General features: G+C 61.4%; 4 protein-coding genes. 2 read left to right on the top strand and 2 right to left on the bottom strand.

Annotated features, from left to right (window positions below; all coding sequences use genetic code 11):
• The first annotated feature begins 15 nt into the window (after positions 1-15).
• The gene (locus tag JFU57_RS30425; protein WP_201131817.1) at positions 16-756 is read left to right on the top strand and encodes an alpha/beta fold hydrolase; all 741 of its coding nucleotides are present in this window, start codon (positions 16-18) and stop codon (positions 754-756) included.
• 78 nt (positions 757-834) lie between these two features.
• On the opposite strand, the gene JFU57_RS30420 is transcribed toward JFU57_RS30425, so the two are convergent.
• Both JFU57_RS30420 and JFU57_RS30415 read right to left on the bottom strand, forming a co-directional pair.
• Positions 835-1,965: a cupin-like domain-containing protein gene (locus tag JFU57_RS30420; RefSeq protein ID WP_201131816.1), complete on the bottom strand. Its 1,131-nt coding sequence runs from the start codon at positions 1,963-1,965 to the stop codon at positions 835-837.
• An 80-nt stretch (positions 1,966-2,045) separates the two neighbouring features.
• Positions 2,046-3,023: a siderophore-interacting protein gene (locus JFU57_RS30415; RefSeq protein ID WP_201131815.1), complete on the bottom strand. Its 978-nt coding sequence runs from the start codon at positions 3,021-3,023 to the stop codon at positions 2,046-2,048.
• A gap of 177 nt (positions 3,024-3,200) precedes the next feature.
• Between JFU57_RS30415 and JFU57_RS30410 the strand changes: the two genes are divergently transcribed.
• The gene (locus JFU57_RS30410; protein WP_201131814.1) at positions 3,201-12,890 is read left to right on the top strand and encodes a non-ribosomal peptide synthase/polyketide synthase; all 9,690 of its coding nucleotides are present in this window, start codon (positions 3,201-3,203) and stop codon (positions 12,888-12,890) included.
• Positions 12,891-12,971 lie beyond the last annotated feature (81 nt).

Below are 12,971 nucleotides of genomic sequence, written 5' to 3'. Positions count from 1 at the left end.
ATTGAGGTAAGTGCAGTGACCCAACTGACACTGCTGTGCCTGCCCTATTCCGGCGCCAGCGCCATGGTCTACAGCCGCTGGCGGCGCAAGCTGCCGCAGTGGCTGAAACTGCAGCCGGTGGAATTGCCGGGGCGCGGTGCGCGTTTCGGCGAGCCGTTGCAGACCGACATGCGCGCACTGGCGCGGCAACTGGCCAGCGAACTGCTGCCCAGCCTGAAAGCGCCCTATGCACTGTTCGGCCACAGCCTGGGCGCCTTGCTCGCCTGTGAAATGGCCCACGCCCTGCGTGCCCTGGGCGGGCCGGAACCGGTGGCCCTGTTCGCCTCCGGCACCGCGGCCCCGAGCATGCGCTCGGAGTACGACCGCGGGTTCTCCGAGCCCAAGACCGACGCGCAACTGATCGAGCAGTTGCGCTCCCTGCAGGGCACCAGTGAAGAAGTGCTGGGCAATGAAGAACTGATGAGCGTGACGTTGCCCATCCTGCGGGCCGACTTTCTGCTCTGCGGGCGTTTCCAGCCGGCCAATCGCCCGCTGCTCAGTTGCCCGGTGCATGTACTGGGCGGCAAGGCCGACCGCGCCACCACCGAGCAACTGATCGGCTGGAGCAAGGAAACCCACGGCAGCTTCTCGGTGGACATGCTGGCCGGCGGGCACTTCTTTATCCATGAACACGAAGCCAAGGTGCTGCGGGCAATCAAGGATTACCTGGAGGTGCATCATCGGCGGCATGGGCAAAAGGTTGCATTGAGCGTCTGAGCGGACGCTTTTCCCCTGCGGGTTGCTCCTGCACTCAAGCGCCTCCGGCACTGACCCAGGGGCCAGTGCCGGCACCGGTTACCAGCCGCGTCCCGAATTGACCCAGAAATTCACCGAGAGCGAGGTGGAGACCGACTCCACCTGGTGGAACCAGCCTTCCGGCAGAAACAGCAGGTCGCCGGCCTCCAGGGTCACCCGCAGGAACGTCACGTCACGGGCCTGGGGGAAGCGTTGGTAGTCCGGCGCATCCGGATTGAAGTCACAGCCGTCGAGCCCGCCTTTGGGCGCCGTGGACCAGGTGCCCAAGGCGGGACGATGGTGGGGCGCAGCGAGAATAAACGACTTCTGCCCCCAGACCTGGGCGAACAGGTTGTCGGTGTCGTCACGGTGCAGGGGCGTCAGGGTGCCTTTGGGGCCGATCCAGATCCGTGGCGCAATGAACAGCGCGCGGTCGAAATAGGGCGGGTAGCTGATCTGCTCCATCAATTGCGCCGGCAAAATGTTGTTGCCCATATAGGCCGGCGGTTCGCCGTTGGGCCCCTTTTGGGCCGGGGCATCGAGGGACGCGATGAAGTCGGCCATGGAGGTGGAGCGGAAGTCGCGGTCGGTGGAAAAGGTCTTTTTCACGTAGTCGCCGTGGCGGGTAATGCCCTGCAACTCGGCGAAGTGCACCAGGGATTCTTCGCGGCCCATGTTGAACAATGGCCAGTCATTCAGGGCATTGCTGATCACCAGGGGAATGCCTTCGGGTAGGTAGTGGGCGCGGAACCGCTCCAGTGAAAATTGCTCGCGGTCGATGCGTTCGACGCTGTGCAGTGTCGGCTGTGCTGCCGACACACGTTCGCTGATGCGTGGTGGTGTCGGGTAGCGCTGGTTCATATCGACTTTTGGGGCTGTACCGCCTCGGCGCGCGCGCTCGATGATTTGCGGCAGCAGGGTCGCGAGGCCCATGTTGCCACCGATTTTCAGGCGTCCACTGGCAAACAGCTCTTCGACATTGGCGGCGCCGCCCATGATTCCCAGAAAATCCTTTTCCGCGACATTGATGGTCACATCGGGCTTGGCGTGCAAGCCGGGTGCGGTGTGAGTGCTGCCGCGGATTTCGGACCAGAACGCCAGGTTCGGGGCAAAGATGAATTGAAATACACCTTCTATACCGACCGAGTCGGCGTTGGCGAACAGCTTTGACAGGATGCTCTGCAGGTCCACGGCGTTCCCTCGGGTTGTGTTTGAGCCTGAACAGAGAACGAAGCCTGTGGCTGGAAATTTATCGCGCGCAGGGACCTGTGTCAGTCCAGGGCCCGGCCCAGACGCCAGTAGCCCATTAAGGTCAGGGAGCGGCGGTCCAGGCCTCGCTCGCTGATCAGGTAGCGGCGGATGTTCATGACTGCCGCCGATTCGCCGGCTATCCAGGCATAAAAATCGGTGTTGCCAGGAGGCGCGGCGGTTTCCCACAGGATCTGCTGTTCGATATCCACACTCTTGAGCGGTTTGACGCGAGCGCTGTCGATCTGGGCCTGTGGCAATTGAGACAACTCCCTGGCTGCGTGAATCATGCCTTCGCCGTGTCCGCACTGCAGCACGTCTCTGGGGAGCCAGCTCAATTGGATCGAGGGATGCAGATGCAGGGGCAGGCAATCCGCCTCTTCCGGCACCTCGATAAAGGCCTGCACCTGTAATCCGCTGGCTTGCAGTGACAGTTGTTCGAGGATGCCGGCCAGCGCGGGCAAGGCGGTTTCATCGCCGATCAGGAGGACACTTCGGGTACCTGCCGGAGGGCGCCACTCATACCCGCCGGGATCGCCGGAGAAGGCCAGGTTGGGTACTACCATTTGCAGGCGATCGCCGGGGCGGGCGTGGGTAGCCCAGGCCGACGCCGGGCCGGTTACACCGTGCATGACGAAGTCCACCTCCATTTCGCAGGCATGAGTTCGCAGTGCACGAATGGTGTATGTGCGCATGGGCGGGCGCTGGGCTTGCGACATTGTGCGACGCTCTGCATGCCAGTCCCCTTGTTTCGGCAGGTTGGGCAGCGTGCCGTCGGCGCTAGGGAAGAACAGCTTGATGCGCTGGTCTGGTGCCAGGGTTCGGCTGCTGGCGATATCGTCGCCGGTGAACACCAGGCGCGCCAGGGAGGGGCTGAGATGGATGCGCTCCTTGAGCTCGACATCGATCACTCGGTAGCCCTTGGGTTTGGTCGTGCCGGCACCGACCAGAGTGCGCAGGCCGTTGGCCAGAGTAGTGGCCAGGGAGGTAGCTGAGGACATGGGCAGTGCTTCCGGCTATGGGGTATCTGTTAAACGAGCGATGTGCGCCTCGATTTAGATTGAGCGGCGGTCAGGCTGTGCTGGGGGCCGGCCCGCTAATTTTCCGCGAGCCTTATCCGTTCCGTAGGGATAGCCGAGCCAAAGCTCGAGACCCCCAACATGTACGGAAGAACCCAGATGAATGCTGAGAAGTCCCTGAAACTTGCCCGCCGCTTCATCGAATTGCCGGTGGAGAAGCGGCGCCTGTTCCTTGAGGGCCTGCGTGCAGAAGGCATCGACTTCTCAATGTTCCCGATCCCGGCCGGGGTCGAGGTCGAAGACCGCCGTGGCCTGTCCTACGGCCAGCAGCGTATGTGGTTTCTGTGGCAGCTTGAGCCAAACAGTGGGGCCTATAACCTGCCCAGCGCAGTGCGCCTTAATGGACGACTCAACGTCGCTGCGCTGGAGCAGGCATTCGCTTGCCTAGTGGAGCGCCATGAAAGTCTGCGCACGGTATTTGTCCAGCATGAAGACGATCGGCTGGAGCAGGTGCCGATGTTGGAAACGCTGCGGGTGGTGCACCAGGACCTGAGCGCTCTGGATCCAGATGTGCGTGAAGCCCGCATGCGCGAGCAGGCCGAACAGGAGTCGTTGCAGCCATTTGATCTGGCCCGGGGACCGTTGCTGCGGGTCAAGCTGCTGAAGATGCAGGATCAGGAACACGTGCTGCTTTTGACCCTGCACCATATTGTTTCCGATGGCTGGTCGATGAATGTCCTGATCGAGGAATTCATGGGGTTCTACGCTGCCCACGATACCGGTGCGCCCCTGACTCAGCAGGCACTGCCGATCCAGTACGTCGACTATGCCCTATGGCAGCGTAAATGGATGGAAGCCGGGGAGCAGGAGCGTCAGCTGGCCTATTGGATGGAGCAGTTGGGCGATGAACATCCGTTGCTGGAGTTGGCAACCGATTATCCTCGGCCGGCAGTAGCCAGCCAGCGCGGCATGCGCCACGAGTTCTCGATTGACCCGACTCTTGGCGAGCAATTGCGGGCCTTGGCACGCCAGCAGAACGTGACCCTCTTCATGCTTTTGCTGGGGGCATTCAACGTTCTGTTGTACCGCTACAGTGGGCAAAGCGACCTGCGGGTTGGGGTGCCAATTGCTAACCGCAACCGTGGCGATGTTGAGGGGTTGATTGGGTTCTTCGTTAATACCCAGGTGCTGCGCACCCAACTGGATGGCCGCCAGTCGGTAACGACCTTGCTTGAAAAGATCAAGGAAACAGCCTTGGGCGCTCAGTCTCATCAGGATCTGCCGTTCGAGCGGCTGGTGGATGCGCTCAAGCTGGAGCGCAGCCTGAGCCATAACCCCTTGTTTCAGGTGATGTACAACCACCTGCCGGATGTGGCGGACATTGAGGTCATGAAGGTCGGCGCCGATCTGCAGTTACGGCAGATCGAGTGGGAAAGCCGTACCACACCCTTTGACCTGACCCTGACCACCTTCGAGCGCGGCGGCAAGCTACATGCGGCGTTGACCTACGCTCAAGAGTTGTTCGAAGCCGCGACCGTAGAGCGCATGGCCCGTCACTGGACGCGCCTGCTCAAGTCCATGGTTGCTGATCCGAGCCTTAGCCTCGACAGCCTGACCCTGCTGGACGATGACGAGTACCGTGCGCAAGTCCAGAACTGGAGTCACGGTGCTACTTTGATGGCTGACGCGCCTAGCGCCCTGGAGTTGTTCGACACACACGTACGGCAGGTGCCGGAACAGATGGCCCTGGTGTTCGCCGGGCAGAGCCTGACTTATCGTCAACTCGACGGTCGGGCCAATGCCCTCGCGCTGCAATTGGCGGAATTGGGCGTGGGCCCGGAAGTGCGTGTGGGGCTGATGGCGCAGCGCTCCCTGGACATGGTCATTGGCCTGCTGGCCGTGTGGAAAGCTGGCGGTGCCTATGTGCCACTGGACCCGGAGTTCCCTCGGCAGCGTCTGGCCTACATGCTTGCAGACAGCGGTATTCACTTGCTTCTGACTCAGCAGGCATTGCTGGAGCAAGTGCCTGATGTCGAAGGCCTGACCACACTGTTGTTGGACCCGGCTCGGCCCGGCAGCAGCGAGCACGGCCCGCAATCGCGCATCACGGCGCAAAACCTCGCTTACCTGATCTACACCTCTGGCTCCACGGGGCAGGCCAAGGGAGTAGCGGTCAGTCACGGCGCTCTGGCCAATTACGTGCAAGGGATCCTGCGCACGCTGCCCTTGGGGGCGGCGCAGAGCATGGCCGTAGTCTCGACCCTGGCCGCCGACCTGGGGCACACCGTACTGTTCGGGGCCCTGTGTTCCGGGCGTGTGCTGCATGTCATTGATGCCGACGTAGCGCTGGACCCGCGGCTCTTCGGTGATTACCTGCACAATCACCGTATTGATGTGTTGAAAATCGTGCCTTCGCATCTGGAGGCTCTGCTCAGTGGCGACCAGCCGCAAAACGTCTTGCCGCGCAGTTGCCTGATTCTTGGAGGTGAGGCCTGTGCGCCTGTACTGATTGAGCGCATTCGAGCTCTGGGCAACTGCGAAATCATCAATCACTACGGGCCCACCGAAACCACCGTGGGGGTGCTGACGCAGTCCTTGACGGCCGGCGACAGCCCGATTGCCTTGGGTAAGCCGCTGCCAAACCTGCGGGCTTATGTGCTGGATGACGGCATGCAGATCAAGGCCCAGGGTAATCACGGCGAATTGTTTATTGGTGGCGCCGGCCTGGCGCGGGGTTACCTCGGACGTGCGGCCATGACCGCCGAGCGCTTTGTTCCTGACCCTTTCGATAACGCGGGTGGACGGCTGTACCGCACCGGGGATCGGGTGCGCTTGCGCGTCGGTGGTGAGCTGAGTTTCCTGGGCCGAGTTGATCGGCAGGTCAAGCTGCGGGGCTTGCGCATTGATCTGGACGAAATACTGCTGGCAGTTCGTGCAGCTCCCCAGGTACGTGATGCGGCGGTGCAGTTGGTGGGTGAGCCGGGCAACGCGCAACTGGTGGCCTATATCGTCTGGAACGAGGCCGCTACCGCAGAGACCCTGGGTCTGCTCAAGGCCCATCTGCAGGCTGGATTGCCAGATTACATGCTGCCGGCTTTCTACCTCGAGCTGGCGGCAATGCCACTGACCGCCAATGGCAAACTCGACACCCGTGCGTTGCCGCTGCCGAACCTGGAACGTAGCCGCGAAGCCTATGTGGCGCCCGTGACGCCGGTGCAAAAGCACCTGGCGGGTATTTGGCAGGAGGTGCTCAAAGTTCCGGTCGTCGGCCTGCACGATAACTTCTTCAGCCTGGGCGGGCACTCGCTGCTGGCGGTGCAGATTGTTTCACGGGTGCGTCGCCAGTTGGGGCGTGACCTGCCATTGCGTAGCCTGTTTGACAGTGCCGACCTGGCCCAGTTGGCCCAGGCCGTGGAGGAGAGTGTCCACACCGTCAGTCAGGGCAGCATCCCCGCGTTGCCGCGCCACGAGCCTTTGCCGGCTTCCTATGCCCAGCAGCGACAGTGGATGTTCTGGACCTTGCAGCCTGATAGCACCGCTTATCACACCCCGCTGGCCGTGCGCCTTAAGGGGCAATTGAATCGCCACGCCCTGCAGCAGACCTTCGATGCGCTGCTGGAGCGTCATGAGTCCCTGCGCACGACCTTCACTCAGGAGCATGGCCAACTCCTGCAGGTCATCCTTCCCCCTGCCCCGGTAGACCTGCACTGGACCTTGCTGCATGGAATCACTCCGGTCGAGCTGGAGCGGGTGGTACGCACTGAAACCGGTCAATTGTTCGATCTGCATCAAGGTCCGTTGATGCGGGTCAAGGTCATAGAGTCTGCTGCTCAAGAATGGGTTCTGGTGCTGACCTTGCACCACATCACATCCGACGGCTGGTCGATGAGCCTGTTGGTCCATGAGTTCGTTGAACTCTACAGCGCCTTCAATGCGGGCTTGCCGGTACAGCTGGCACCCCTTTGCGTGCAGTACGCCGATTACGCCCATTGGCAGCGTGCCTGGCTCGATCAGGGTGAGTTGCAACGCCAGCAAGCCTATTGGGTCGACCAGTTGGGTCATGAACATGAAACCCTGCAATTACCCACTGACCACTCACGCACCGCCCAGCAGAGTGACCGGGGAGGGCGGCTGGACTTGCGGCTGTCGGCAACCCTGGAGGCACAAGTGCGGCGGCTGGCACAGGCTCAAGGTGTGACCTTGTTCCAGCTGTTCCTTGGTGCTTTCGCGCTGCTGCTGCAACGCCATAGCGGGCATGCCGATCTGCGCATTGGCGTACCGGTCAACAACCGCAATAGCCAGGAACTGGAAGGCGTGGTGGGCTTTTTCGTCAACACTCTGGTGATGCGTTTGCAACTGGATGGCCAAGCCTCTGTGCGGCAGATGCTGCAACAGGTCAAGGACGTCACGCTGACAGCCCAGGCCCATCAGGATTTGCCTTTCGACAAATTGGTCGAGGTGCTCAATCCGCAGCGTGCCTTGAAGCAGAACCCGCTGTTCCAGGTGATGTACAACCACCTCAGCACGTTGGGCGCGACCGCCACCGGCAACAGCCTGGCCCAGTTGCACGCACAGGAACTGGCGCTGTCCGGTGCCGGGGCGCAATTCGAGCTGTCGCTGGAAACCCTGGAAACTCCTCAAGGTATCGGCGTGGCGCTGGTGTATGCCGCTGACCTGTTTGAGGCTTCGACTATTCAGCGACTGGCTGCTCATTGGCAGAATCTGTTGCAGGCAATGGTGGCCGATGTCGAGCAAGCCATTGGTCAGTTGCAGATGCTGGAGGAACGTGAGGTCCAGCGGCTGCAAGCCTGGAATCAGACCGCCGTGCAGTTCCCAACGGAGCCCTGTGTACAGCGTCTGATCGAGCGTCAGGTGGCGTTGACTCCGGACGCCACGGCCCTGGTCTTTGCCGGGCAGCAGATGAGCTACTACCAGCTCAATCAGGCCGCCAACCGCTTGGCGCTGGAGCTGATGGCTCAGGGCGTGGGTCCGGATGTGCTGGTGGGGGTGGCTGCACAGCGATCGCTGGAAATGGTTATCGGCTTGCTGGCCGTGCTCAAGGCTGGCGGTGCCTACGTGCCGCTGGATCCGGAATACCCGCAAGAGCGCCTGGCGTACATGTTTGAAGACAGTGGCATTGCCCTGTTGCTGATGCAGCGCGAACTGCTCGGTCAACTGCCGGTGCCCGAACACCTGGCCACGGTGCTGTTGGATGCCTCGCACAGCGATGTGAGTGGTCCCGAACTGGCCAACCCCCAGGTGCAATTGGCCGCAGAAAACCTGGCGTATGTGATCTACACCTCCGGTTCCACCGGCAAACCCAAGGGGGCTGGTAATCGTCACGGTGCGCTGGTCAATCGCCTGCACTGGATGCAGCAGGCTTATGCCCTGGATGCCCGGGACCGGGTATTGCAAAAAACCCCATTCAGCTTTGACGTTTCGGTTTGGGAGTTCTTCTGGCCGCTGATGACCGGTGCTCAGCTGGTGGTTGCCGAGCCCGGTGCACATCGCGATCCGGCGCAACTGATCGACCTGATCGAAGCGCATCAGATCACCACCCTGCACTTTGTGCCCTCGATGTTGCAGGTGTTTTTGCAGGCGCCGAACGTGGCGGAGTGCAGCAGCCTGCGGCGAATCATTTGCAGCGGTGAAGCCTTGCCGCTGGATGCCCAGGTCCAGGTGTTCGCCAGGCTGCCGGGTGCGGGTCTGTACAACCTCTATGGCCCGACCGAGGCGGCGATCGATGTGACTCATTGGACATGCATCGATGAAGGGGGTGACAGCGTGCCTATCGGCCGACCGATCGCCAACCTGCACACCTATGTACTGGATGCCGAGTTGCAGCCGGTGGTCCCGGGTGTGGCCGGTGAGCTGTACCTGGGAGGCGTGGGCCTGGCCCGTGGTTATCACCGGCGTCCGGCGTTGACCGCCGAGCGGTTTGTGGTCAGCCCCTTCGGTAATGGAGAGCGTTTGTACCGTACCGGTGACCTGGCACGTTATCGCGAGGACGGAGCCATCGACTACCTCGGGCGGCTTGACCATCAGGTGAAGATCCGTGGCCAGCGCATCGAGCTGGGCGAGATCGAGGCGCGCCTGATGGAGTTGCCTGAAGTGAGTGAGGCAGTGGTTATTGCTCATAACGATGCCCAGGGCCAGCAATTGGTAGCCTATGTCGTGCATCAGCAGGCCCCTCTGGACAGTGCGGCCTGGCTGGAAAGCCTGAAGGCCGGGCTCAAGTTGCACCTGCCGGTCTACATGATTCCAAGCCAGTTGTTGCTGCTGGAACACATGCCGCTGAGTCCCAATGGCAAGCTGGACCGCAAGGCCTTGCCGGCGCCCGATGCAAGCCTGGCCCTGCGCGAATTCCAGGCCCCGGTGAGTGAGCTGGAGTGCCGAGTGGCTGACATCTGGGCCCAGGTTCTGCATTTGGAGCAGGTGGGCATGGCTGATCACTTCTTCGACCTCGGTGGCCATTCGTTGCTGGCCACGCAGATGGTGTCACGGGTCGCCCAGGAGCTTGATCTTGAGGTGCCCCTGGCGACCCTGTTCGAGCACAGCACCTTGCAAGCCTTTACCCAGGCCCTGAGCGACCTGGGTTCCAGCCGTGCCCCACAGATCGTACCGGTGTCCCGGCAGCAGCCATTGCAGCTGTCTTTTGCCCAGGAGCGTCAATGGTTCCTTTGGCAGCTGGAACCTCACAGCGCCGCGTACCACATCCCCATGGCCTTGCGCTTGCGCGGACCATTGGACCTGAATGCCTTGGAGGCCAGCTTCAATGGGCTGATTAGTCGCCATGAAAGCCTGCGTACCACTTTTGTCCAGGAGCAGGACCAGGCCCGGCCGGTGATCCACGAACATTTGCGCCTGGGTATCACGGTGCAGCCGGCGGCGGAGCTGCTGGATGAGGCGCAACAGATCCGTATGTTTATCAGCGAGCAGACCGCCCAGACCTTCGATCTGGTAAAGGGGCCGCTGCTACGTATTGGCTTGCTGCAACTGGATGCAGAAGATCACGTTCTGACACTGGTCCAGCACCACATCGTTTCTGATGGTTGGTCAATGCAGGTGATGGTTGACGAGTGGATGCAAGGCTACGCCGAGCGTATGAATGGACAGGCTTCGGGCTTGCTGCCTTTGCCCATCCAGTATCTGGACTACGCCCATTGGCAGCGCCAATGGCTGGAGGCCGGTGAGCGCGAGCGGCAGTTGACCTATTGGGTCGAGCAACTGGGGCGCGCCCCGGTGGTATTGGAAATGCCCACTGACTATCCGCGTCCAGCGCTGCAAAGCTATCGTGGTGCGCGTTACGAAGTGACGCTGGATGAGTCCCTCAGCCATGCGTTGCAACACCTGGCCCAGCAACACAACGTCACGCTGTTCATGTTGCTGTTGGCGTCGTTCCAGACTCTGTTGCATCGCTACAGTGGTCAGTCTGATATCCGTGTCGGGGTACCGATTGCCAACCGCAACCGTATTGAAACCGAGCGTCTGATCGGCTTCTTCGTCAACACCCAGGTGCTGCGCGCGGATTTTGACGGACAGCAGCGTTTCAGCGAGCTGTTGCAGCGGGTGCGACAGGCCGCGCTGGGTGCACAGGATCATCAGGATCTGCCGTTCGAGCAGTTGGTGGAGGCGTTGCAACCTGACCGAAGCCTCAGCCATAACCCGTTGTTCCAAGTGATGTACAACCATGGCAATGCCCTTGATCAGCAACTGGGCCAGGAATTTAAGGTGCCGCAGTTGCAGGTCGAAACACTGGCAGGCGAGAACCAAAGCGCCCAGTTCGACTTGTCCCTGGACACCTTTGAGACAGCCCGCGGGCTCAGTGCCACATTGACCTATGCCACTGACCTGTTCAGCGCCGCGACTATCGAGCGCCTGGCCGGTTACTGGCAGTGCTTGTTGCAAGGCCTGGTGGAGGATGCCCAGCAATGGGTCAGCGACCTGCCTTTGCTGAACAACGAGCAGCGCCTGCGTATGCAAGCCTGGAACCAGACCGCCGTGCAGTTCCCAACGGAGCCCTGTGTACAGCGTCTGATCGAGCGTCAGGTGGCGTTGACTCCGGACGCCACGGCCCTGGTCTTTGCCGGGCAGCAGATGAGCTACTACCAGCTCAATCAGGCCGTCAACCGCTTGGCGCTGGAGCTGATGGCTCAGGGCGTGGGTCCGGATGTGCTGGTGGGGGTGGCTGCACAGCGATCGCTGGAAATGGTTATCGGCTTGCTGGCCGTGCTCAAGGCTGGCGGTGCTTACGTGCCGCTGGATCCGGAATACCCGCAAGAGCGCCTGGCCTACATGTTTGAAGACAGCGGCATTGCCCTGCTGCTGATGCAGCGGGAACTGCTCGGTCAACTGCCGGTGCCCGAGCACCTGGCCACGGTGCTGTTGGATTCGTCGCACAGCGATGTGAGTGGTCCCGAACTGGCCAATCCCCAGGTGCAATTGGCTGCGGAAAACCTGGCGTATGTGATCTACACCTCCGGTTCCACCGGCAAGCCCAAGGGTGCTGGTAACCGTCACGGTGCGCTGGTCAATCGCCTGCACTGGATGCAGCAGGCTTATGCCCTGGATGCCCGGGACCGGGTATTGCAAAAAACCCCATTCAGCTTTGACGTTTCGGTTTGGGAGTTCTTCTGGCCGCTGATGACCGGTGCTCAGTTGGTGGTTGCCGAGCCCGGTGCGCATCGCGATCCGGCGCAACTGATCGACCTGATCGAAGCGCATCAGATCACCACCCTGCACTTTGTGCCCTCGATGTTGCAGGTGTTTTTGCAGGCGCCGAACGTGGCGGAGTGCAGCAGCCTGCGGCGAATCATTTGCAGCGGTGAAGCCTTGCCGCTGGATGCCCAGGTCCAGGTGTTCGCCAGGCTGCCGGGTGCGGGTCTGTACAACCTCTATGGCCCGACCGAGGCGGCGATCGATGTGACTCATTGGACATGCATCGATGAAGGAGGCGACAGCGTGCCTATCGGCCGACCGATCGCCAATCTGCACACCTATGTACTGGATGCCGAGTTGCAGCCGGTGGTCCCGGGTGTGGCCGGTGAGCTGTACCTGGGAGGCGTGGGCCTGGCCCGTGGTTATCACCGGCGTCCGGCGTTGACCGCCGAGCGGTTTGTGGTCAGCCCCTTCGGTGATGGAGAGCGTTTGTACCGTACCGGTGACCTGGCGCGTTATCGCGAGGACGGAGCCATCGACTACCTCGGGCGGCTTGACCATCAGGTGAAGATCCGTGGCCAGCGCATCGAGCTGGGCGAGATCGAGGCGCGTTTGCTGGAACTGCCTGAGGTCCGGGAGACCGTGGTATTGGCTCAGGCCGGTGCCACCGGCCAGCAGTTGGTGGGGTATGTGCTGCCCCATAGCCACGATAGCGATCCTCAGGTTCAGGCGCGCTTGCTGGACGCGTGCAAGGCGCACCTCAAGGCGTCCCTGCCCGACTACATGGTCCCCGGTTATTGGCTGTTGCTGGAGCAAATGCCGTTGAGCCCCAACGGCAAGCTGGATCGCAAGGCGTTGCCGGTAGCCGACTTCAGCCAGTCGCAACGCATTTATCTGGCCCCCTGGAATGCGATCGAGCAGCAACTCGCCGCTATCTGGCAGGACGTGCTCAAGCTGGAGAGGGTGGGTCTGAATGACCATTTCTTCGAACTGGGCGGCCACTCCTTACTGGTCGTGAGCACTGTCTCACGCATTCAACTTGAGCTTGGTATGAAGGCGACCCCGCAATTGATTTTCCAATACCCAACCCTCGGCGAGTTCGCGCGCCAGCTGGAACAGACCGGTAACCCGATGGACCATTCGACATTGAGCCAGCTCGAAAGCCTGCTTGATGAAATGGAGGAGGTGTAATGGATCACTCGGCTGCATTGCGCATCGCTAAGCGTTTTATCTCCCTGCCCCTGGACAAGCGTCGTCAGTACCTGGAAAAAA

Origin of the sequence: Pseudomonas sp. TH07 (genome assembly GCF_016651285.1) — a bacterium.
Taxonomy (GTDB): Bacteria; Pseudomonadota; Gammaproteobacteria; order Pseudomonadales; family Pseudomonadaceae; genus Aquipseudomonas.
The sequence above is the reverse complement of the archived record's forward strand: the minus strand, read 5'-3'. Positions and strand labels throughout refer to the sequence as shown.